The sequence below is a fragment of the Aliigemmobacter aestuarii genome, assembly GCF_004799285.1.
GTDB lineage: Bacteria > Pseudomonadota > Alphaproteobacteria > Rhodobacterales > Rhodobacteraceae > Aliigemmobacter > Aliigemmobacter aestuarii.
This window is the reverse complement of sequence record NZ_SSND01000001.1, coordinates 1,594,161-1,617,126: the sequence shown is the minus strand read 5'-3', so window position 1 is coordinate 1,617,126 and position 22,966 is coordinate 1,594,161. Positions and strand designations below refer to the sequence as shown.

17 protein-coding genes and 1 pseudogene are annotated in these 22,966 nt (G+C 66.7%); 10 read left to right on the top strand and 8 right to left on the bottom strand.

Translation table 11 applies throughout. From position 1 onward, the window contains the following. Positions 1 to 50: 50 nt before the first annotated feature. The 4 genes and pseudogenes from E7811_RS07890 to bchF all read right to left on the bottom strand — a co-directional run bounded on the left by E7811_RS07890 (position 51) and on the right by bchF (position 7,000). Positions 51 to 3,656, bottom strand: a pseudogene (locus E7811_RS07890) (magnesium chelatase subunit H). Continuing rightward, on the bottom strand, positions 3,646 to 5,214 hold the full coding sequence (bchB, locus tag E7811_RS07885; protein ID WP_136393970.1) for a ferredoxin:protochlorophyllide reductase (ATP-dependent) subunit B: 1,569 nt from the start codon (positions 5,212 to 5,214) through the stop codon (positions 3,646 to 3,648). The pseudogene E7811_RS07890 and the gene bchB overlap by 11 nt, the downstream one beginning before the upstream one ends. Continuing rightward, positions 5,211 to 6,485 (bottom strand): ferredoxin:protochlorophyllide reductase (ATP-dependent) subunit N, encoded by a 1,275-nt coding sequence (locus tag E7811_RS07880; protein ID WP_136393969.1) that lies wholly within the window; start codon positions 6,483 to 6,485, stop codon positions 5,211 to 5,213. Before E7811_RS07880 ends, bchB begins: the two co-directional genes overlap by 4 nt. Then, positions 6,482 to 7,000 (bottom strand): 2-vinyl bacteriochlorophyllide hydratase, encoded by a 519-nt coding sequence (gene bchF / locus E7811_RS07875; protein WP_136393968.1) that lies wholly within the window; start codon positions 6,998 to 7,000, stop codon positions 6,482 to 6,484. The genes E7811_RS07880 and bchF overlap by 4 nt, the downstream gene beginning before the upstream one ends. 328 nt (positions 7,001 to 7,328) lie before the next feature. Here bchF and E7811_RS07870 point away from each other — a divergent pair, with 328 nt between their 5' ends. The 8 genes from E7811_RS07870 (at position 7,329) to idi (ending at position 15,928) form a co-directional block, all read left to right on the top strand. Further along, the gene (locus E7811_RS07870) at positions 7,329 to 8,162 is read left to right on the top strand and encodes a cobalamin B12-binding domain-containing protein (RefSeq protein ID WP_136393967.1); all 834 of its coding nucleotides are present in this window, start codon (positions 7,329 to 7,331) and stop codon (positions 8,160 to 8,162) included. Beyond that, positions 8,152 to 9,552, top strand: a complete 1,401-nt coding sequence (ppsR, locus tag E7811_RS07865; protein WP_246020260.1) for a transcriptional regulator PpsR — start codon at positions 8,152 to 8,154, stop codon at positions 9,550 to 9,552. Before E7811_RS07870 ends, ppsR begins: the two co-directional genes overlap by 11 nt. Positions 9,553 to 9,659: 107 nt before the next feature. Continuing rightward, on the top strand, positions 9,660 to 11,330 hold the full coding sequence (gene bchE, locus E7811_RS07860; protein WP_136393966.1) for a magnesium-protoporphyrin IX monomethyl ester anaerobic oxidative cyclase: 1,671 nt from the start codon (positions 9,660 to 9,662) through the stop codon (positions 11,328 to 11,330). Between the two features lie 6 nt (positions 11,331 to 11,336). Further along, complete coding sequence (bchJ, locus tag E7811_RS07855) at positions 11,337 to 11,918, top strand: bacteriochlorophyll 4-vinyl reductase (protein WP_136393965.1); 582 nt, start codon at positions 11,337 to 11,339, stop codon at positions 11,916 to 11,918. A gap of 62 nt (positions 11,919 to 11,980) precedes the next feature. Then, complete coding sequence (gene chlG, locus E7811_RS07850) at positions 11,981 to 12,880, top strand: chlorophyll synthase ChlG (RefSeq protein ID WP_136393964.1); 900 nt, start codon at positions 11,981 to 11,983, stop codon at positions 12,878 to 12,880. Next, complete coding sequence (locus tag E7811_RS07845) at positions 12,877 to 14,169, top strand: BCD family MFS transporter (protein ID WP_136393963.1); 1,293 nt, start codon at positions 12,877 to 12,879, stop codon at positions 14,167 to 14,169. The genes chlG and E7811_RS07845 overlap by 4 nt, the downstream gene beginning before the upstream one ends. Positions 14,170 to 14,171: 2 nt before the next feature. Continuing rightward, positions 14,172 to 15,353: a geranylgeranyl diphosphate reductase gene (locus E7811_RS07840; RefSeq protein WP_136394279.1), complete on the top strand. Its 1,182-nt coding sequence runs from the start codon at positions 14,172 to 14,174 to the stop codon at positions 15,351 to 15,353. After that, positions 15,350 to 15,928 (top strand): isopentenyl-diphosphate delta-isomerase, encoded by a 579-nt coding sequence (gene idi / locus E7811_RS07835; RefSeq protein WP_136393962.1) that lies wholly within the window; start codon positions 15,350 to 15,352, stop codon positions 15,926 to 15,928. Before E7811_RS07840 ends, idi begins: the two co-directional genes overlap by 4 nt. Here the strand turns inward: idi and bchO are convergent. The 4 genes from bchO to crtA are packed head-to-tail and all read right to left on the bottom strand — an operon-like array spanning position 15,893 to position 20,241. Continuing rightward, positions 15,893 to 16,756, bottom strand: coding sequence for an alpha/beta fold hydrolase BchO (gene bchO, locus E7811_RS07830; RefSeq protein ID WP_136393961.1), 864 nt, complete (start codon positions 16,754 to 16,756; stop codon positions 15,893 to 15,895). The two genes, idi and bchO, sit on opposite strands and share 36 nt — an antisense overlap. A gap of 2 nt (positions 16,757 to 16,758) precedes the next feature. Next, positions 16,759 to 18,426, bottom strand: coding sequence for a magnesium chelatase subunit D (locus E7811_RS07825; RefSeq protein ID WP_136393960.1), 1,668 nt, complete (start codon positions 18,424 to 18,426; stop codon positions 16,759 to 16,761). Between the two features lies 1 nt (position 18,427). Next, a complete protein-coding gene (gene bchI, locus E7811_RS07820) occupies positions 18,428 to 19,498 on the bottom strand; it encodes a magnesium chelatase ATPase subunit I (protein ID WP_136393959.1) in 1,071 nt (356 codons plus the stop codon). Further along, positions 19,495 to 20,241, bottom strand: coding sequence for a spheroidene monooxygenase (crtA, locus tag E7811_RS07815; protein WP_136393958.1), 747 nt, complete (start codon positions 20,239 to 20,241; stop codon positions 19,495 to 19,497). Before crtA ends, bchI begins: the two co-directional genes overlap by 4 nt. Before the next feature lie 175 nt (positions 20,242 to 20,416). On the opposite strand from crtA, the gene E7811_RS07810 reads away from it, so the two are divergent. Together E7811_RS07810 and crtB are read left to right on the top strand one after the other, a co-directional pair. Continuing rightward, on the top strand, positions 20,417 to 21,958 hold the full coding sequence (locus E7811_RS07810) for a phytoene desaturase (protein ID WP_246020258.1): 1,542 nt from the start codon (positions 20,417 to 20,419) through the stop codon (positions 21,956 to 21,958). After that, positions 21,955 to 22,965: a 15-cis-phytoene synthase gene (crtB, locus tag E7811_RS07805; protein WP_136393956.1), complete on the top strand. Its 1,011-nt coding sequence runs from the start codon at positions 21,955 to 21,957 to the stop codon at positions 22,963 to 22,965. The genes E7811_RS07810 and crtB overlap by 4 nt, the downstream gene beginning before the upstream one ends. Position 22,966 lies beyond the last annotated feature (1 nt).

Here is a 22,966-nt window from a genome sequence, read left to right as displayed (position 1 = left end):
CCGGGGGGCTGGCCCCCCGGTCTGACCGTTCCGCATGGCGCAAATCCGGGTCATTCCGCCGCGATCCCTTCCAGACGATCCTCAAGTTCATCCGCCGCGTCCTGAAGGGCGGCGAGCGTTTCGGGATCGGGTGTCCAGTAGGCGCGGTCGGACGCCTCCAGAAGCCGCTGCGCCATGCGCGACGAGGCTTCGGGATTGAGCGCCGCAAGACGGCGGCGCATCGCTTCGTCGGTGACGAAGGTTTCGGTCAGGCGCTGATAGACCCAGGGCTCCACCTTGCCGGTCGTCGCCGACCAGCCGAAGGTGTTGGAAATCTGCGCCTCGATCTGGCGCACGCCTTCGGCGCCGTGCTTCAGCAGCCCTTCGAAGAACTTGGGGTTCAGGCTGCGCGAGCGGGTTTCCAGCGCGATCTGGTCAGCCAGGGTGCGCACAACGCCACCGCCGCGGGTCTGGTCGCCGATGTAGACCGGCATGTCCTGCCCGCCCCGCGCGCGTTTCACCGCGCGGGCGATCCCGCCCAGGGTATCGAAGTAATGGTCGACCGTGGTCACGCCCAGTTCGACCGACTCCAGGTTCTGATAGGCCAGGTCCACATCCTTCAGCGCCTTCTGCAACAGCGCGGGATTGCCCTTGGCCTTGCCGTTCACCCCGTAGGCAAAGCTCTTGCGGTTCTGATAGGCATCGGCCAGTTCGTCTTCGTCGCCAAAGGCCGAAGACCCGACAAGAACGTTCACGTTCGATCCATAGGCGCCTTCGGCATTGGAAAAGACGCGCAGCGCGGCGGTTTCCATGTCGACACCCATTTCGGCCGCATAGCGCAGGGCATGGGCGCGGATGAAATTCGCCTCGACCGGCTCATCGGCCGTCGCGGCCTTGAAGGCGGCCTCGGCCAGCATCCGGGTCTGCAAGGGCAGAAGGTCGCGGAAGATACCCGACAGTGTCATCACCACGTCGATGCGCGGGCGGCCGAGTTCGGCCAGCGGGATCAGGTCGGCGCCGCACAGCCGGCCATAGCTGTCGAACCGGGGCCGCGCGCCGATCAGGGCCAGCGCCTGCGCGATCGGGCCGCCGTCGGACTTGATGTTGTCGCTGCCCCACAGCACCAGCGCCACGGTGCGCGGCAGGGTGGGGTGGGTGGCCAGAAGCCTTTCGGCCTGCGCCTTGCCATCCGCCAGCGCGAATGCCGTGGGCATCCGGAACGGATCGAAGGCATGAATGTTCCGCCCCGTGGGCAGGATCTCGGGCGCGCGGATCAGGTCGCCGCCGGGCACCGGGCTGATGAAGCGCCCCGACAGGGCCCGCAGCAGGGCCGGGATTTCATGTTCGCGCCGCAACAGATCGTCGGCGCGCGCGCGCGTTTCCGGATCGTCGGGCATCAGCGCCAGGAAATCGGCGCGGGCCTGGTCGCTGATCGGCCGGCCGACGACATGCAGCCCGTCGGTGATCAGCGCGCCTTCGGTTTCCAGAAGCCGCAGCCACAGCGTTTCGGGATCGTCGGCGGCCATGTCCACGGCGCGCGCCTGTTCATGCATCAGCGCGATCAGGTCGTCGCGGTCGGGCGCATCCGGGCCGGTCGCGCGGAACCGTGCCACGGTGTCCTTCAGGTCCAGCAACCCCTTGTAAAGCCCCGACTGCGCCAGCGGCGGCGTCAGGTGCGTGATCGTCACCGCATTGCTGCGCCGCTTGGCCAGCGTTGCCTCGGACGGGTTGTTTGCGGCGTAAAGATAGACATTCGGCATGTTGCCGATCAGCCGGTCGGGCCAGCATGTCTCTGACAGGCCGGCCTGCTTGCCCGGCATGAATTCCAGCGCGCCATGCATCCCGAAATGCAGCAGCACATCGGCGCCGAAATCACGCTTCATCCAGTCGTAGAAGGCATTGAAGGCATGCGTCGGGGCAAAGCCCTTTTCGAACAACAGGCGCATCGGATCGCCTTCGTAGCCGAACACGGGCTGCACGCCGACAAAGACATTGCCGAAGGTCCGGCCAAGGACGAAGACATCCGCGCCATCCGTTTGCGCACGTCCGGGTGCCGGGCCCCAGACCTGTTCGATATCGCCCAGCCAGCGCGTGCGGCGCACCAGTTCGGATGCCGGAATGCGCGCGGCCACATTGGCCGGTTGCCCGAAGCTGGCGGCATTGCCGCCCAGAACCGCCTGGCGCAGATCCTCGACCGAAGCGGGCAGGGTGACGTCATAGCCATCGGCCTGCATCGCCTTGAGAACGTTGAACAGGCTTTCGAAAACCCCCAGATAGGCCGCCGTTCCCACCGCGCCCGCATTGGGCGGGAAGCCGTACAGAACCACGGCCACCTTCCGTTGGGCCACGCTGGACTTGCGCAGGGCGGCAAGCCGCGCCACTTTTTCGGCCAGCGCCTCGATCCGTTCGGAACAGGGCGCCATGACGCGGGCGGCCATCGCCTCGGCGGCGGGGGCCTTGCAGCCGCGTGCGCAACCGTTGCAGCCTTCGGGGTCATGCCGCCCGGCGAATACGGTCGGGTTCGTCGCGCCGTCGATTTCCGGCAGGGCGATCAGCATGGTGGTTTCCACCGGGCCAAGCCCGCCGCAGGCCCCGCCCCACTGGCCAAGCGTCTGGAATTCCAGAGGATGGGCCGCGACATAGGGCACATCCAGCGCCTCAAGCGCGTCAACCGCCGCGGGGCTGTCGTTATAGGCCGGGCCGCCGACCAGCGAAAACCCGGTCAGCGACACCATCGCGTCGACCCGGCCAGCGCCGAAATACGCGTCGATCGCCGGGCGACCGTCGAGGCCCGCGGCAAAGGCCGGCACCACGGCGAGGCCACGCGATTCGAAGGCGCGGATGACCGCATCGTAATGGGCCGTGTCCGAGGCAAGGATGTAGGACCGCAACATCAGCAGGCCCACCGTCGCCACCGCGCCTTCGGGGCGCGGCAGAAGCGCTGCATCGGTGAACACCCGCCCCGGCACGTCGGGGTGATAGAGGCCCACATCCGGGTAATCCACCGGCGGGGCCGCGCGCACCCGGCGTCAGTCGCGATTGGGTGCGTAGCGGCTGACCAGGAACCGGATCATGCCTTCGATGTTGTCGTCGGACCCGCCCAGCCAGTACTGCATCGACAGGAACCAGGCCCGCATGTCCTGCGCCTTGCCGGGGATGAAGCGCAGGATCTTCGGCAGCCGCCGCAACAACGCCATCTGCCTTTCGCCCGACGAGGCCGAAGGCGATTTCGATCCGCGCAGCTTCTTCAGGAAGGCCATCGCGCCCGAGGCGGGTTGCGCCATGTCCAGATCGCCCATCCGCGTGAGCTTGACGATCTGCGGATCCGATATCACGCCCACGAATGCGTCCAGACGGTCGCGCACCGCCTGCATCTGCGGCAGGATCGCGGTCAGGTGTTCCTCGATGAACAGCAGGTTCGCCACGATGATGTTCGCCCGCGCCACATCGGCGCGTGCGCGGGCAAGGGCGGCGGGGTTCTCGGCCCATTCCGCGGCGGCATGGACCGAAATCGAGATGCCGGGAAAATCCTTGGCCAGCCGTCCGGCCACCCGCATCGCGGGACCGGCCGCATGGGCATCCAGCGTGACGATCACAAACCGGTAAAGCCCGTCATCCGCCCGGATCGGATCGGGCGACAGCGTCAGGTCCGGCGATGTGAAGCTGTCATCGCGCATAATGGGCCTTCGCCTCGTAGAGCGTTTCGATCGTGATCGCGGTCAGCCCACGGTCGGCGGCGTATTTTTCGGTGTTCCGCCGGGCCTTGGCGCGGACGAAGAACGGGATCTTGCGCAGTTCCTTCTCGGCGTCGGGCAGCCAGCGGATCGCCTCGGCCAGGGCCTGTGCCGCCTCGATCATCTGGGCCGCCATCACATTGGCCGGGGCCGGTTCGGGGATATGCGGTTCGGCGACGGGGCGCAGGTCGGCCTTGCCGCCGTGATGGCTGGGCCCGGCGGCGTCGTGGAATTCGAAATCCTCGCGGAACATCGTCAGCAGATGTTCCTCAAGCCCCATGACCAGCGGGTGGATCCAGGTATCGAACAGGACGTTCGCGCCCTCGAACCCCATCTGCGGCGAATAGCGGGCGGGGAAGTCCTGCACATGTACCGGGGCCGAGATGACGGCGCAGGGAATCCCCAGCCGTTTGCCGATGTGGCGTTCCATCTGCGTGCCCAGGATCAGTTCCGGCGCGGCGGCGGCGATGGCGGCCTCGACCTCGAGGTAATCGTCGGTGATCAGCGCCTCGATCCCGTAATCCTTCGCAGCGGCGCGGACGGGCCGGGCGAATTCGCGGTTGTAGCAGCCAAGACCGACCACCTCGAACCCGATTTCCCTTGCGGCCACACGGGCGGCGGCCATCGCATGGGTCGCATCGCCGAAGATGAAAACGCGCTTGCCGGTCAGATAGGTGCTGTCGACCGAGGCCGACCACCACGGCTGGCGCAGGCCGGTTTCCGGCACATCCGCCGAAACCGAGGCAAGCCGCGCCACCTCGGCGATGAAATCGCGGGTCGCGCCCACGCCGATCGGCACGGTCTTTGTGTAGGGCTGGCCCAGATTGCGTTCCATCCAGCGCGCCGCGCCCTCGCCCGTTTCGGGATAAAGCAGCACGTTGAAATGGGCCTGTCCCATCCGCGCGATATCGGCGGGCGAGGCATCCAGCGGGGCGGCCACGTTGACTGCGATTCCCATCCGTTCCAGAAGCCCGGCGATTTCGGCAACGTCGTCGCGATGGCGGAAACCAAGCGCGGTCGCGCCCAGAAGGTTGCAGGAAACCCTTTCGCTGCGCGGCATCGACCGGGCCAGCGCCCTGACCAGCGCCAGGAAGGTTTCATCCGCTCCGAAGTTTTCCTTGCGGCTGTAGCTGGGCAGGTCCAGCGGGACGACCGGGCAGGGCAGGCCAAGCGTCGCAGCCAGCCCGCCGGGATCGTCCTGGATCAGTTCGGCCGTGCAGGAGGCCCCGACGATCATCGCATCGGGGCGGAACCGGTCGAACGCCGCCTGCGCCGACCGCTTGAACAGGCTTGCGGTATCCGCGCCAAGATCGGACGCCTGGAAGGTGGTGAAGGTGACCGGCGGGCGATGATTACGCCGTTCGATCATCGTGAACAGAAGGTCGGCATAGGTATCGCCCTGCGGCGCGTGCAGCACGAAATGCACGCCCTTCATGCCGGTCGCGACACGCATCGCGCCCACATGCGGCGGGCCCTCATAGGTCCACAGTGTCAGCTTCATGGCCGCACCTCGCCCGAAAGGATGGCGCGGCGGCGCAGGGGCCGGCTGAACAGCCCCGCCAGATCGCCCGCCTGTTCGTAGAAATGGACCGGCGTGAAGACCAGCTCGATCGCCCATTTCGTGGGGTGCCCGGCCGCCTCAAGCGGGTTGGCCAGCCCAAGGCCGCAAACCGTCAGGTCAGGCGCAAGGGCCGCGTGCCGATCCAGTTGCAGATCCACATCCTGCCCCTCGGACAGCGCCGTTTCCGGCAGCAGGGCCAGTTCCGGCTCCATCAGCGCGCGATGCAGATAGGGCGTGCCCACCTCAAGGGGGCGCATCCCGCATTCCCGGGCCAGAAACCGTGCCAGCGGAATCTCAAGCTGGCTGTCGGGGAAGAAGAACAGGGATTTGCCGCGCAGCGTTTCGGCATGGGCGGCCACCGCACGGCGGGCGCGAGCGCGCGGTGCGGCGGTGACTTTCTCGAACCGTTCGGGGTGGACGCCGCGCGCATGGGCAACGGCATTCAGCCAGGCGGTCGTGCCTTCCTCGCCGAAGGGGAAGGGGGCGGCGATCCGTTCGGCCCCGCGCCGTTCCAGCGCGGCGGCCGTGTCCGCAAGGAACGGCTGGGTCAGGATGAAACGGGTGCGCGACCCTACCTTCGGCGCATCGGCGGCCCGGCGCGCGGGCAGCAACTGCACCTGATCCACGCCCATCTGGTGCAGAAGCGACAGGCACTGATCCTCGACCACATCGGGCAGCGCGCCGACAACCAGCAGGTTTTCGGCATCGGTTTCAGCCAGGCCGGGCACCATCGCCGCCAGACAGGCATCCTCGCCCTGGGTGAAGGTGGTTTCGATCCCCGAGCCGGAATAGTTGTAGACGCGCACATGCGGCGCATGGCGCTGGTTCAGCCGTTCGGCCGTCCGGCCCAGATCGAGCTTGATCACTTCCGACGGGCAGGACCCGACCAGGAACAGCTGACGGATGTCGGGGCGCCGCGACAGAAGGCGGGCAACCTCGCGTTCCAGCTCTTCATGGGCGTCGGCCAGGCCGGCCAGATCCTTTTCTTCCAGGATCGCGGTGCCGAATCGGGGTTCGGCAAAGATCATCACCCCGGCGGCCGATTGCAGCAGGTGGGCGCAGGTGCGCGACCCCACCACAAGGAAGAAGGCATCCTGCATCTTGCGGTGAAGCCAGATGATGCCGGTCAGTCCGCAGAACACCTCGCGCTGGCCGCGTTCGCGCAGGACGGGCGTGTGCAGGCAACCTTTGACGGGCGTGTCGAGGCTCATGCCGCCACCCCCTCGTCCAGCGTGTCGCGGCTGTCGGCGGCCGCCATGTCGCGCCGTGCCATGCGCAGTTTCCAAAGGAACTGCCCGGCGTTGAGGACATAGGTGAGATAGGCCGCCAGCGTGACCGCCATCAACTGTGGCGGCGACAGATTTTCGGTAATCAGACCATAGAGATAGAGCGTGTGAAGGCCGATCACGACAAAACTTACGACGTCTTCCCAGAAGAAGGCGGGGGCGAACAGATACTGCCCGAAGACGACCTTTTCCCAGATCGCGCCGGTCACCATGATCGTGTAAAGCAGCGCCGTTTTCAGAAGGATCGAGGCGGTTGCCGCGCCATATCCCTCGCCGGTGAAAAGGTACCGCAGCACCAGCGCCAGCGAGACGATGAAGACCAGAAACTGAAGCGGGGCGAGGACCGCCTGGACCGTCGTCCAGCGCGTCGAATCCCGGCGGGCGCGCTGGCTGGGCGTGTACAGCGGAGGGTGGCGGGGTTTCGAGGCAACAGCAGACATCCGGACGCCTCATGCTTCATCAGGTTTACACTCAGCCTAGTCCAGTCAGCCAGACTGTCAATTCAAATTTACATTTTATGCGGGTGTCAGTCTCGTGTGAGACGGACCCAAAAACTGGAAACCGGAAGACTCCAACTCCAAAAAAATATATTGAAAAACATTGATTTGATATGGATCATGTGCCAATTCGCGGAATGGCTGTCAATTTATGTAGACAGTAATGATGGTTTGATGTGGTATGGTGACTGCGAGTCGTAGGCTTCTAATTGCACTACATCGGTGCTAGCTTGCCCCGGCATCTGCGGTGTTGCCCAAGGGAGGGCTCCCGATGCGTGACGAAGGGATACCGGAAGACCAGGGCCTTTGTGTCGTCGATTGGATTGGTGGACTCGCGAAGGAGGCGCTGGAACATTTGGTGTCGGTACGCGACCAGCAGTGCGCGGATGTGAAACAGGATCACCTTGATCACTTCATGGATACCCTGTCCCGAACGTCATCGGATGATCCCGCTGTTATTGTCGACATCATGCGTGCGCGGCATGTCGAGCCTTTCACCGTTGCGCGTCAGTACGTCCCGGCAGCCGCCCGCCGTCTGGGCGAGTGCTGGGAGGCCGACGAGATCAGTTTCGTCGACGTGACGATCCGCACCGAACGCCTTCATGGGGTTCTGCGGCATATTGATACCCTGCTTGATCCCGACGGGGTCGCCGGGCCGTCGGTGCTGATCCTGGTGCCCGAGGCCGAACAGCACACGCTGGGCGCTTTCGTCATCGCGGTCCAATTGCGGAACGCGGGGCTTTCCGCGACGGTCCGTATCGCGCCTCTGGCCGCGGAACTGACGCAGCTTCTGGCGACGACGCAGTTCGACATCGCGCTGGTGTCGGTCGGATGTCAGGCGGGCATGGCTTCTGCCGCCGGTCTGGTCAAGACGCTGCGCCTGCTGTCGCGCGGGTCGATCCGCATCCTTGTGGGCGGTTCCGTGCCGATCTCTGACAAAGAATTGCTGCACGCGACAAATGCAGACCTTGCAATACGTGATCTTTCTGCCTTTCTTGGTGAGTATGGCGTCGTAACCACACCTGATGGGGTTGATAGCGAAGTCAAAAAAAGCCAAAGGGTTCGAACGAAAAACGCTCTGAGAGGGGGCGGAATTGACAGATGATGCCCACGTTCTTCCGGATCTGCCGTCGGACCCAGCCGCCAGACGTCTTGTTCTGGACCTGGTCGCGGCTGCAAGTGACCTGACGCTTGTCGTCGGGCCGGATGGCATTGTCGAAACCGTTCTCGCAAATCCGCAGTCCGGCCTTGCCGCCCATGTCGGCGGTTGGGAAGGTCAACCGATCGAATCCCTTTTCGCCGCGGAAAGCTGGGCAAAACTCAGTCAGCGCCTTGCCACTGCCAGCGGCATCCAGACGCTTGAACTGAACCATGCGGGGCCGGCCGAATACGAATTTCCCGTTCGTTATGCGATCCGCAAATGGGAAGGTTCGGGCCGTGTCCTGCTGATGGGGCGCGATCTGCGCCCCCTGGCCGAGGTGCAGCAGCAGCTGGTCCTTGCGCACCGTGCGATTGGCCGCGATCACGAGGCGCAGCGCGAACTTGAAACGCGCTATCGCGTGCTGATGGAGGAGAACTCTTTCCCGCTGCTGATCGTTTCCGCGACCACCGGGCGCATCGTCGATCTGAACAGTTCGGCGGCGCGGCTTCTGGGGGCGCCGCGCAACGATCTGCTGAACGCCGCCATCGCGCAGGAATTCGACGGTCGCCGCCGGGGCGAGTTGCTGGAAACCCTGTCCAAATATGCCTCGAACGATACCGCATCGTTCCTTGACCTGAACGTGCGCCGCACCGGCCAGCGCGTGAAGATCAACGCCAAGATGTTCCGCGCCTCGCGTGACCGGCTTCTGCTGTGCCGCATCAGCCTTTCGGAAAGCGCGCAGACCCAGCAGAGCGACCGCAGCGCCATGCTGGACAGCCTGTTCGAAAAGGGCATTGACGGGATCGTCTTCCTGGATGGAAACGGCGTGATCAAGGCCGCGAACGAGGCATTCCTGAACCTGACCGACAGTCACAGCCAGTCTGTCGTGATCGACAGGTCCTTTTCGGATTTCCTGTCGCGCGGTGCGGTCGACCTGAAGGTGCTGATGGACAACGTCAAGCGCGTTGGACATCTGCGCCATTACCGCACCCGGCTCAACACCGATTACATGGGCGAGGTTTCGGTCGAACTTTCCGCGACGCTCGTGCTGGATCGGGGCAAGCCTCTGGTCGCGATCATCGTGCGCGATTCCGTCGTGGCCGACAGCATCGTCTGGCCGTCCGCCGCGGCCGACAACGAGGGCCTGCGCAACGTGATGCGTCTTGTGGGCTATTCCACGCTCAAGGACATCGTGGCCGAAACGACCGAGATCATCGAAAAGATGTGTATCGAGGCCGCGCTGGAGATGTCGGGCAACAATCGCGCGGCGGCGGCCGAACTCCTTAGCCTGTCGCGTCAGTCGCTTTATGTGAAGCTGCGGAAATTCGGCATCCTGAACAAGGCGACGGAGTGATCCGTCGCCTCTGACTTGATCCAAGTCAAATCGACTCTGCCTGCCATGTGTCAATCTTGCTTGACACCGTCGCTCCTGACGGATGCCGCATCACGCAGGAGGCCGCCATGCGCATCGTGTTCGTTCATCCCAACTATCACTCGGGCGGCGCAGAGATTGCGGGCAACTGGCCGCCGGCTTGGGTCGCCTATCTTGCGGGCAGCCTGAAGCGCGCGGGATTTGACGATATCCATTTCATCGACGCGATGACCCACCATGTGGACGGCGAGACGCTGCGCGCGCGGTTGGCCGAACTGAAACCCGACCTGGTTGGCGTGACCTCGATCACGCCGTCAATCTATGCCGCCGAAGAGGTTCTCAGCATTGCCTCCGAAGTCGTGCCGGATGCGCTGCGGGTTCTGGGCGGTGTGCATGCGACGTTCATGTATCCCCAGGTTCTGACCGAGGCGCCCTGGGTCGATGTCATCGTGCGCGGCGAAGGCGAAGAGATCATGGTTGCACTGGCCGAGGCCGTCCGCGATGGCCGCTACATGGCCGACCGGCGCAAGATCCGCGGGCTGGCCTTCCGTGACGGCGACGAGATCGTCGCCACCGCCGCCGCGCCGACGGTGAAGAACCTTGACGGTATCGCGCCCGACTGGTCGCTGATCCAGTGGGACAGCTACATCTACATTCCCCTTGGCGTGAAGGTGGCCATCCCGAACCTTGCCCGCGGCTGCCCGTTCACCTGTTCCTTCTGTTCGCAATGGAAGTTCTGGCGCGATTACCGCGTGCGCGACCCCAAGAAGGTCGCCGACGAGATCGAGGACCTGGTCGACAACCACGGCGTCGGCTTCTTCATCCTTGCCGACGAGGAACCGACCATCAACAAGAAGAAGTTCGTGGAATTCTGTCAGGAACTGATCGACCGGGGCCTGAACCATCGGGTGAAGTGGGGCATCAACACCCGCGTCACCGACATCTACCGCGACCGTGACCTGCTGAAATTCTATCGCGAGGCGGGGCTTGTCCACATCAGCCTGGGGACCGAGGCCGCCGCGCAGATGAAGCTGGACATGTTCAACAAGGAAACCACCGTCGCCCAGAACAAGGAGGCCATCCGCCTTCTGCGCGAGGCCGACATCTTCACCGAGGCGCAGTTCATCGTCGGGCTCGACAACGAGACGCCCGAAACGCTTGAAGAAACCTATCGCATGGCCTGGGACTGGCAGCCCGACCTTGCAAACTGGTCGATGTACACGCCCTGGCCCTTCACCCCCCTGTTCCAGGAGCTGGGTGACAAGGTCGAGGTGTTCGACTTTTCGAAATACAATTTCGTCACCCCGATCATGAAGCCCGAGGCGATGACGCGGGGCGAGTTGCTGGACGGGGTGATGAAGAACTATCGCCGCTTCTACATGAAGAAGGCGCTGTTCCATTATCCCTGGCGCGGAACCGGATTTCGCCGTCGCTATCTGCTGGGATGCCTGAAGGCCTTCCTGAAGGCGGGCGTGGGGCGCACTTTCTATGATCTGGGCAAGGCGGGCTACTGGGGTCCGCAGACCAAGGACAAGGTCGATTTCCACTTCGACGAAACCCGCAAGCTTGCCCCGGCGCAGGTCGCCGACTGGGAGGCCGCCGCCGAACGGTCGCGCAAGCACCGCGAGCGGCAGGAAGCCGTGCGCGAACAGATGAAGGAACGCGCCGAAACCCGCCGCAAGGATTTCGTCCTGCCCGAACAGGCGCATGCGATGGCCTGCGGGGGCGGAAAGGAACAGATGCAGGAACCGGCGGAGTGATCCGCGATGCAGGCCGAAGCCCGGATCGGGCCGAATGCCATCCTGCAACTGGTGGACGTTCTGGAACGGCGCGGCCTGGGTGATCTGTGCGCCCACGTGCTGAGCCGCGCGGGCGTGGCGCGGCCGCCGCCCGATGCGTCCATGCTGCCGCAGGAGGATTGCGCCGCCGTTCATCGGGCGCTGCGCGAACTCAGGCCCGACGAGGCCGAACCGATCCTGCGCGCGTCGGGTCTTGCGACCGGCGACTATATCCTGGCCCACCGCATTCCCCGTCCGGCTCAAGCCGTTCTGCGCCTGCTTCCGGGCCGAGTCGCCGCGCCCCTGCTGTCAACCGCGATTGCCCGTCACGCCTGGACATTCGCAGGAACCGGCCGGTTTGACGTGGTCAGCCGCAGGCCGCTGGTGTTTTCGGTCCATGACAACCCGCTGATCGCCGGATGGCAGGCCGACAGGCCGCAATGTATCTGGCATGCCGCTGTTTTCGAAAGGCTTTTCTCGCGCCTTGTCTGGCCGGGCGTGACCGTTCGGGAAACCGCCTGCTGTGCCTGCGGCGACCCAGCCTGCCGGTTCGAGCTGACAGAAGGATGAAACCGTGCGCCTGTGGAAATGTAAAACTTGCCAGACTCGCAAGTGTCATCTTTAATTGACACATGAGCACCGCGATCACACATCCCCCGCGTCACCTGCCCGAACCCCGGGCCATGCTGACCCTGATCAAGCCGATCACCTGGTTCCCGCCGACCTGGGCCTTCCTGTGCGGCGCGGTGTCTTCGGGTGTGGCCCTTGGCGCCGAATGGCCGATGGTCCTGCTGGGGATGATCCTTGCCGGACCGATCGTCTGTGGAATGAGCCAGGCGGCCAATGACTGGTGCGACCGCCATGTCGATGCGATCAACGAACCGCACCGCCCGATCCCGTCGGGCCGCATACCGGGCCGCTGGGGCCTTTACATCGCGCTCGCGATGACCGCGCTGTCGCTTGCCGTGGGCTGGCTTCTGGGTCCCTGGGGCTTTGGCGCCACGGTCGTCGGCGTGATCGCCGCCTGGGCCTATTCCGCCGAACCTGTCCGCCTGAAGCGGTCAGGCTGGTGGGGGCCGGGCCTTGTGGGCCTGTCCTACGAGGGCTTGCCGTGGTTCACCGGGGCGGCGGTGCTTCTGTCGGGCGCCCCCCGGTTCGAGATCGTGGCCATCGCGGGCCTTTATGCGCTTGGCGCACACGGCATCATGACGCTGAACGATTTCAAGGCGCTGGAAGGCGATCGCCAGCATGGCGTGCGGTCGCTGCCCGTGACACTTGGCCCCGAGGTCGCGGCCAGGATCGCCTGCACGGTGATGGCGCTTGCGCAACTTCTGGTCGTGGCGCTGCTCGTCATCTGGGGCAAGCCGGTTCACGCGCTGGCGGTCTTCGGGCTGATCCTTGTGCAGCTTCTGGCGATGCGGCGCCTGTTCCGCGACCCGCGCCGCCATGCGCCCTGGTACAACGGCACCGGCGTCGTGCTTTACGTTTCGGGCATGATGGTTTCGGCCTTCGCCCTTCGGGGGCTGGCATGACGCTTTCATGGGTCCAGATCATCCGCCTCGGTCTGGTGCAGATGTGCTTTGGCGCGATTGTCGTGCTGATGACATCGACATTGAACCGCCTGATGGTGGTGGAACTGGCGCTGCCCGCCGTCCTGCCCGGTCTTCTGGTCGCCTTCCACTACGGCATCCAGATCACGCGGCCGAACTGGGGTTTCCGGTCGGATACCAAGGGCAACCGCACAAGGTTCATCATCGGCGGCATGGCGGTCCTGGCGGCGGGCGCCTTCCTTGCCGCGCTGGCGGTCCTGTGGATGGCCCATGCGCGCACGGCCGGTCTGATCCTGTCGGTGCTGGCCTACGGGATGATCGGCGTTGGCGTGGGGGCGTCGGGCACCTCGCTTCTGGCGCTGTTGGCCACGGCGACCGCCCCGCGCCGCCGGGCGGCCGCGGCAACGATCACATGGCTGATGATGATCTTCGGCATTGCGGCCACGGCGGCCACGGCGGGCCATTTCCTTGACCCTTACACGCCCTTGAGGCTGATGCAGGTGGTGGGCGCGGTCACGATTGGCGCGCTGATCCTGACAATGCTGGCCATCGCCGGGATCGAGGCGCGCGTCATCGCCGGGCGCGAGCCGGAACCAATGCCATTCCGGCAGGGCATCGCCGAAATCTGGGCCGAACGGCGGGCGCGCAACTTTACCCTGTTCGTCTTCCTGTCGATGACCGCCTATTTCATGCAGGAGCTGATCCTGGAACCCTATGCCGGGCTGGTCTTCGGCTTCACGCCGGGCGAATCCACCAAGCTTTCGGGCGCGCAGAATGGCGGCGTTTTCCTCGGGATGGCGTTGGTCGGCGTGCTGTCGACCGGCTTCCGCATCGGCAGCCTGAGGCTGTGGGTGGCGACCGGCTGCATGGGGTCGGCCGCGGCGCTGGCGGCGATCATCGCGACGGGCCAGACGAATGGCGCGCTGTTCGTGCCGATGGTGGTCGCGATGGGCTTCTTCAACGGCATGTTCGCGGTCGCGGCGATCGGGTCGATGATGGCGCTGGCCGGGCAGGGCCGCGACGCGCGCGAGGGCACGCGGATGGGCCTGTGGGGGGCGGCGCAGGCCGTCGCGGCGGGTTTTGGCGGGCTGACCGGCGCGGTTCTGGTGGATCTGGCGCGCCAGGCCCTGCCGGACGCCCAGGCCTTTGGCCTGACATTCGGGTTCGAGGCGGCCCTGTTCGTGATCTCGGCCATCATCGCGCTGAAAGTGATTGAAACCATGCCAGGCCGTCGCCCCGTGGCGTCGGGCCTTGCCGTGCCGGGAGAATGACGATGATCTACGACGCCTTCATCGTGGGCGGCGGCCCGTCGGGCGCCACCGCCGCCGAGGATCTGGCCCGCGCGGGCTATCGCGTGGCGCTTCTGGACCGGGCGGGGCGGATCAAGCCTTGCGGCGGGGCGATCCCGCCCCGGCTGATCGCCGATTTCGATATCCCCGACCATCTGATCGTTGCCCGCATCGGCACCGCAAGGATGATCTCGCCCACCGGGCGCGCAGTGGATATCCACATCGATGGCGGCTATGTCGGCATGGTCGACCGCGAGGATTTCGACGAATTCCTGCGCGACCGGGCGCGGATGGTGGGGGCGGATCGGCTGACCGGCACGTTCCTGAGGATCGAACGCGATGCCGGGGGCACGCATGTGATCTGGCGCGGCAAGACCACGGGCGAGGAAATGCGCACGACGGCGCGAGTCGTGATCGGGGCCGATGGCGCGAAATCCGGCGTGGCGCGGGCCGAGGTGCCCGGCGGCGACCGTATCCCCTATGTCATCGCCTATCACGAGATCATCAAGGCGCCGCCTGCCAATGCCAGCTATGATCCGGCGCGCTGCGACGTCGTCTATGACGGTCGGATCAGCCCCGATTTCTATGGCTGGGTCTTTCCGCATGGCGACAAGGCCTCGGTCGGGATGGGGACCGAGGTGGCCGATGTGGATCTGAAGAAGGCCACCGCCGACCTGCGCGCGATGTCGGGCCTTTCCGGCTGCGAAACGATTCGCAAGGAAGGCGCGCCGATCCCGCTCAAGCCGCTCGACCGGTGGGAAAACGGCCGCGATGTCGTGCTGGCGGGCGATGCGGCCGGCGTGGTCGCGCCGTCCTCGGGCGAAGGGATCTATTACGCGATGGCCGGTGGACGGGCTGCGGCGACCGCGGCGCAGGCCTTCCTGCGGTCGGGCAACCCCGCTGACCTGAAGCGCGCGCGCAAGATGTTCCTGAAAGAGCATGGCACGGTGTTCAAGGTCTTGCGGTCGATGCAGGATGCCTATTATCGCAACGATGACCGCCGCGAACGGTTTGTCAGCCTGTGCCATGACATCGACGTGCAGCGCCTGACGTTCGAGGCTTACATGAACAAGAAGCTGGTGGCCGCCCGCCCGCTGGCGCATCTGAAGATCGGGGTAAAGAACCTGATGCACCTGATGGGAGTTGTGTCGCCGAAATGGTCATGACGGAACAGCCTGCCGACACGCCGATCCCGGCCTGGGATGCATCCGGCGTCCTGCGCCCGACCGGCAAGTTGGCCGTGCATCGGCAGGGCCTGCGCCATCCGGCGATATCGGTCTTTGTCCTGCGTGGCGACCGGATCCTGATCCAGCAGCGCGCGGCGGGGAAGTATCACACGCCCGGACTCTGGGCGAACACCTGCTGCACCCATCCGCATTGGGGCGAACACGCCGCCGATTGCGCCGGGCGCAGGTTGGCCGAGGAACTGGGAATCGCCGGGCTTGACCTGCGGCATGTCGGGCAGGTCGAATACCGGGCCGATGTGCCGGGCGTCCGCGAACCCCTGATCGAACATGAACTGGTCGAGGTCTTCGTGGCCGAGGCCCCACCGCAGATGGCGATGTCGCTGGACCCGGCCGAGGTTCAGGCGGTCCGCTGGGTGTCGCTGGCCGATCTGCGGGCGCAGATCGCGCGGCATCCGCAGATGTTCACACCCTGGCTGCGCATCTACCTGCAGGACCATGCCGACATGATCTTTGCCGGTTCACCTTTGGGACAGACAGCCGAGAATCTCGCCTGACAGGCCGTCCGGGGCCTCTTCATGCGCAAGGTGGCCAAGTTTCGGCAGCAGGACGACGCGCGCCTGCGGCATCCTGCGCGCGGCATCCACCGACACCTGCGGCGGCACGGCGCGATCGCCTTCCGAGGCGATCAGGCAAACGGGAAAGGCCATCGCGGGCAGGCGCGACAGAAGCCCCTGCAACCGCCATTGCGCCATCATGCCCAAAGTGCCCGTCACATGATCGGGGTCGCGCACCAGCCGCAGGTACATCGCCCGTCCTTCCGGATCGAGCGGTGATCCCGTGCCCGCAAGGATGCGGTTCACCGTGTTGGGCCTGCCCCAAAGCGCGGCCATCGCGCCCGCCGCCATCGGCAGGCTGGCAAGGCCCCTTGCCAGCAGCGGAAACAGCAGGCCCGCGGCCCCCTCGAATTCCCCCAGTGCCGCGTTCAACCCGATGACACCCAGCGGGATCGGGCGCATCTCGGCCATGCGCAGGCCGATCGCGGCCCCGGCGGAATGGCCGATCACGGCCTCGGGCGCCACCTTCAGCGCATCGCACAGCGCCCACAGGTCCTCGGCCATCTCGTCCAGGCCAAGGCGGCGGAAACCGGGGCTGATGGTGCAGCCCTGCCCCGGCAGATCTGGCACGATCACGCGCCAGCGTTCGGCAAGACCGGGAATCGTGCGGTGAAAGCTGTGCCCGCTGGCCCCGGTTCCGTGCAGCAGCACAAGCACGGGCGCATCGCGCGGGCCGGTATCGATCAGCCAGTGACGCAACCGGCCCACGCGCAGGCTCAGCGCCGCGTCGCGATAGGGCCAGTCCGGAGGAAGCCGCAGCGGGTTCATCGTCAGCCCAAGGTCGCCGCGATCTGCCGTGCATCCGCGCGCGGCAAGGGCACATAGCGGCTGTCCATCAGGCGCGACAGCGCCGCAAGCGCGGGTTGCGGGCGGTTGGCCACATCCAGGACGACCCCGGTGATTCCCGCGGCACGGATGGCGCGCGCCAGCTCCTCGGCATCGGCCTGCGCTTGCGGTCGGTCGGCCCGCCCGTCCAGCGCGATGTTGCCGCGCCCGTCGGTCAGCAGCGCAAGGCTTGGCGTCATGCCCTGACGCCGGGCCCGCAGGGCGCACCCCAGAGCCACCGAAAGACCCGAGGCCAGCGGCGTTCCGCCACCGCCAGGCAGGCCGCGCAACCGCGTCTTTGTCTGCACAAGGCTGCGCGTGGGGGGCAGCACCAGTTCCGCCTGCATCCCCCGCACCACCACAAGGGCCACATGATCGCGGCGGCTGTAGGCCTGCGCCAGCAAGAGTTCCACCGCGCCTTTCGCCTCGGCCAGCCTGGCCACCGCCGACGACCCTGACGCATCGACCACAAAGATCAGCACCCGGTCCGAGATTTCGCGGAACCGCCGCAACCGCAGGTCGGCAGGACGGACCAGCAGCGCCCGATCGGGCCCGCCTGCGGCCTCGCGACGCCGCAGCGGCTGCCACGGTGCCGCGGCGCGCAATGTCGCCACCAGGTCGAGCCGCGATCGTCCGTCCAGGCGCCCGGCCCGCGACGGCAGCGGCCTGCCCCGGCGGTTCCCCGCCTTGGCGGACCCGGTCCCGCCGGTTCCGCGCGCGGCGCGCGCCGCCCGTGCGGCGGCCAGACGGTCAAGGATGTCAGGCGGCAGGGCAGCGCTGGCGGCATCGACCAGCCGGTCGGACAGGGCCTGCACCTCTCCCGGTGCGGTTTCCGCAGCGTCATCGTCGGGCGGCGGATCGTCGGCCGGAGGCTCGGCAGGGTCCTGCGGGGCATCCGGTTCTGCCTCGGTCATCGCGCGATGGGTCAGGCCAAGGCCCGCCGCCTGCGCCAGATCCTCGTCGGTGACGACGTCGCGCCCCTCAAGCGCGGCAAGCGCACGCGCGATCCGCACGCAAGCGATCACGGCCCGGTCAGACGCGATCCCCATGCGCGCCGCAGCGATGACAAGGGCGCTGATGCCTTCGGCCGGGCAGGCAACATTCGGCAGGCGTTCGCGGGCGCGCGCCAGATCCGCAGCCGCGATCGGTTCGGGTGCGCGCGCCGGCGCGCGTTCTCCTTCCAGATGGACGAACAGACCCAGCCTGTCGGCCAGCGCGGGTGCGATGCCCTCGCCGTCCTCCGCGGCTTCGTCCAGCGCGATCAGGCCATGAAGCCCTCGGTCCAGCGCCTGTGCCAGCCGCGCGACAAGCGCGGGGGGCGCGGCCTCGGCCATCGGCAGGACAAGGATGGACGGGCTTGCCAGAATCCCCTCGCGTCGCACCGGATGGCCCTGCGCCAGTGTCGCCACCGGATCAAGGCCGCCCAGCAGGGCTGCATCGTCCACGGCCAGTGACAGCCGCCGCTGCGGCCTGTCGAACGGAGCCGCCGCGATGGCCCTTGAGGCGATGTCGCGGACGGGCCCGGCGCGGCCGCGCAGCCATAGCCCGCCGATGCCCGCCGGATCGATGGCCAGCACGCGCAGGGCCAGGTCGAGGCGGGCCCAGGCGGTCATCTCAGATCTCGGGACAGCCGAGGGTTTCGGAAACGGCACGCGCCACCCGGTCGGTCGCGCCGGCCTCATCCAGCGGGTCGCGGCGCAGCCGGTGGCCCAGCGACATGCCCGCGACACGGCAAAGGTGCTGGCGCGTCACCGCCTCGGCGCCTTCGCTGGCCGCAAGGGCGCGCGCCGCCCGCAGCAGCGTCAGTTCACCGCGTACGCCGTCCGAACCAAGGCGGATGCACAGGGCGGCGCAATCCTCCAGCACGCCGCGGGGTGTCTGGACGCGCGCCAATGCGGCCCGCGCCCGAAGGATCGTCGCGCGCAGATCGGCCTCGGCCTCGGCCCAGCTTGCCGCGAAGGCCAGCGGGTCGGCCTCGTAGGCCTCGCGGCGCAGGACCACCTCGACCCGCGTCTCGATATCGCGCGGCGAACGGACCTCGACCGACAGGCCGAAACGGTCCAGCAACTGCGGGCGCAGGTCGCCCTCTTCGGGGTTGCCCGAACCGACCAGCACGAAACGCGCCGGATGACGGATCGACAGCCCGTCGCGTTCGACAACATTCTCACCCGACTGCGCCACATCCAGCAGCAGGTCGACGATGTGATCCTCCAGCAGGTTGACCTCGTCGATGTAGAGGTATCCGCGGTTCGCCCGCGCCAGCAGGCCGGGTTCGAATGCCTTGACGCCTTGCGAGATGGCGCGTTCCACATCCAGCGCGCCGGTCACGCGATCCTCGCTGACCCCCAACGGCAGGTCGACCACCGGCGTGGGTTTTTCGGTGATGGACGGATCGGGGATATCGGCCCAGTCGGGGCAGGCCGAGGCATCCGCGCTGTTGACCGGGCAGGACCGGACCGCACGGATCGGCGGCAGCAGGGCGGCAAGGCCGCGCACGGCGGTCGATTTCCCCGTGCCCCGGTCGCCGAACACAAGCACGCCCCCGATCGAGGGGTCGATCGCCGTCAGGACCATGGCAAGGCGCATGTCATCCTGCCCGACGATCGCCGTGAAGGGGAACGGCGGGCGGCTGCGGGTAGCCGGCTGTGCCGGGGCAAGCCCCTGGTCACGGTGAAGGATGGTCATGCGGCGTCCCTCCTGCCTGCGGCGGCGGCCCCGGCAAGGGCATCGGCCAGCGGATCCTTGTCGCCCCAGGCACCGGCGGTGCCAAGCACGCGGAACCGCGCGTAAAGCTCTTCCGAAAACCAGCCCTCGTCGCGCACCGCCTGCATCGCGCGCGCGTGCGGCCCCATTTGGCGGGCGAAGGCTGCCATCGATTCGGCATCGGGCCAGACCGAGAATGTCACCTGATGCAGCAACGGCACCTCGCCGATGCCGATCTTGAACAGCACCTTCGGATCCGATCCGATCACCTTGGAAATGTCGGGGACCCGGCGCCAGAAGGCCAGGGCGAACTGCGGCCTGACAGTCGCCCGTGTCAGCGCCGCGATCGGACCTGCGGTACGCGATGCCCGTTCCGCGGACGGGTCGATCAGCGGGTTGACCCCGCCCCAGCTGCCGCGGGCCGATACCGGCGACAGGAAGATCGTCCAGTCCTCGATGGCATGGCTGCGCCAGCGGGCGAAAACCGGGTGCCGGTCAATGTGTTCGCGCGCCCGCGCCTCGTCCGGCCAGACTGCGAAGATTGCCCAGACCGACCAGTTGGGCTGCGGCGTGAACCCCACGCCCGATCCCGATCCGCACAGCTTCACGAAACGGGCGCTGCCCGCCCAGGCCGCGCTGCGGCGGGCAAGTGCCATCTGTCCGATCACCCAAAGGCGGCTGCGCAGGGATGCGAAACGGAACAGGCTGAGCGTGGCAACGGAAATGAGTCTGTCCTCCGGCCGTGTGTAAGGCCAATGTTACACATGAAGCCCTCAGGAAAAAGAACAAAATTCACATATTTATTGGGTTAAAATGCGCAGTTGTAAATCAAACGGGACACTATAGACTGAAATCATGACCCAGCATCGCAATCCCGTTCCGATTGACACTTCCCGCAACATGGCCAGCGGAAGGGGGCGGGCGATCGTGATCGGCGCGGGGCTTGGCGGGCTGGCATCGGCCATGCGGCTGGGGGCTAAGGGATGGCAGGTCACCGTCCTTGACCGGCTGGACCGTCCGGGCGGGCGCGGGTCGTCGATCAGCCAGGGCGGCCACCGGTTTGACCTTGGGCCGACCATCGTGACCGTGCCGCAGGGGCTGCGCGAACTCTGGGCGGCCTGCGGGCGGCGGTTCGACGATGACGTGACGCTGGTGCCGATGGACCCGTTCTACAGGATCCTGTGGGAAGACGGATCGACCTTCACCGCCCGTCAGGACGATGCCGCGATGCGGGCCGAGGTCGCGCGCCTCAGCCCCGGCGACGTGGCGGGCTATGAACGCTTTCTGAAGGACAGCGAGGAACGCTACTGGTTCGGTTACGAGGATCTGGGCCGCAGGTCGATGCACCGGCTGGCCGATCTGGTGAAGGTGCTGCCGCGCTTCGGCATGCTCAGGGCGGATCGGTCGGTTCACGCCCATGCGTCGCGGCGTGTGCAGGACCCCCGACTGCGGTTCGCGCTGTCGTTCCATCCGCTGTTCATCGGCGGCGATCCGTTCCACGTCACCTCGATGTACATTCTTGTAAGTCACCTGGAAAAGGCATTCGGCGTGCATTACGCCATGGGCGGCGTGCAGGCCATCGCGCAGGCGATGGCGCGTGTGGTCGAGGATCAGGGCGGCCAGGTGGTGCAGGGCGCCGAAGTGGATGAAATCCTGATCGCGAACGGACGGGCTGCGGGTGTCAGGCTGGCGGACGGGCGGGTGGAACCTGCCGACGTTGTCGTGTCGAACGCCGATCCGGGCCATACCTATGACCGGCTTCTGCGCAACCATCCCCGCCGCCGCTGGACCACGCCGAAACTGAAACGGGCGCGCTGGTCGATGGGGCTTTTCGTCTGGTACTTCGGCACGAAAGGCACCCGCGATCTTTGGCCCGAGGTCGGCCATCATTCCATCGTCGTGGGGCCCCGGTATCGCGACCATATCCGCGACATCTTCCAGACCGGTCGTCTGGCCGGTGACATGAGCCTTTACGTCCATCGCCCGTCGGCCACCGATCCGTCTGTCGCGCCCGAGGGGGACGATACGTTCTATGTGCTGTCTCCGGTGCCGCATCTGGGCCATGACAACGGCATCGACTGGCAGCGCGAGGCCGAGCCCTACCGGCAGAAGATGCTCGACATGCTGGAAGCCCGGCTGCTGCCGGGGCTGGCCGAGCGTGTGACGGAAAGCCTGGTCTTCACGCCCGAAACCTTTCGTGACCGCTATCTTTCGCCCTTCGGCGCGGGCTTTTCGATGGAGCCGCGCATCCTGCAATCAGCCTGGTTCCGGCCGCACAACATCTCGGAAGAGGTGCCGGGGCTTTACCTTGCCGGGGCCGGAACGCATCCGGGCGCAGGTGTGCCGGGCGTGATCGGTACGGCCGAGGTTCTGGCGACGCTGGTGCCAGATGCCCCGCCGCGGCGGGATATCGCCCGGCCCCTGCCGCTGGCCGCCGAATGATCGCCGCCGAGGACATGGCCGCCTGCCGGGCGATGATCCGCACCGGAAGCCTGTCATTTCATGCCGCCTCGCGCCTGCTGCCGCCGAGGGTGCGTGACCCGGCGCTGGCGCTTTATGCCTTCTGTCGTGTGGCCGATGACGACGTGGACGAAACCCGCGACAAGGCCGCCGCCGTCCTGCGCCTGCGCGACCGGCTTGACCTGATCTATCAGGGCCGCCCGCGCGATCATTCCCCCGACCGCGCCTTCGCCGCCGTGATCGCAGATTTCGACCTGCCCCGCGCGCTGCCCGAAGCGCTTCTGGAGGGGCTGGCCTGGGACGCGACCGGCAGGCGCTATCGCACCCTGACCGAACTTCATGGCTATAGCGCACGCGTTGCTTCTTCGGTTGGTGTGATGATGTGCGTGCTGATGCATGTGCGCGACCCGGATGCCCTGGCCCGCGCCAGCGATCTGGGCCTGGCGATGCAGCTGACGAACATCGCCCGCGACATCGGCGAAGACGCCCGCGCGGGCCGCCTGTTCCTGCCGCTCGACTGGCTGGAGGCCGCCGGGATCGACGCCGAGGCTTTCCTGGCCGATCCGAACCCATCGCCCGCGCTGGCCGGAATCACCGCGCGCCTGCTGCACGAGGCGCAGGCGCTGTATCGCAGGGCGGGGGCCGGTATCGCCAGCCTGCCCCGCGACTGCCGACCGGGCATTGCGGCGGCGCTGCACATCTATCGCGGGATCGGGACAGAACTGGCCCGGCAGGGGCATGACAGCGTGACGCGCCGTGCCCGCACCTCGGGCCGGCAGAAGGCATGGCTGATGGGAAAGGCGCTTGCCGCCACGGCCCTGACCTTCGTCAGCCCGCAGGACGCCCTGCTGCATGCCCGCCCCGTGCCCGAAACTGCCTTTCTGATCGACGCGGCAAGCCGCCCGACAGCGCCGCCGCGCCGGTCGGAAACGCTGCTGGCGATCCTCGCGCAGCTTGAGGCGCGCGACAGGCGCGGTGCGGCCGGCTGAC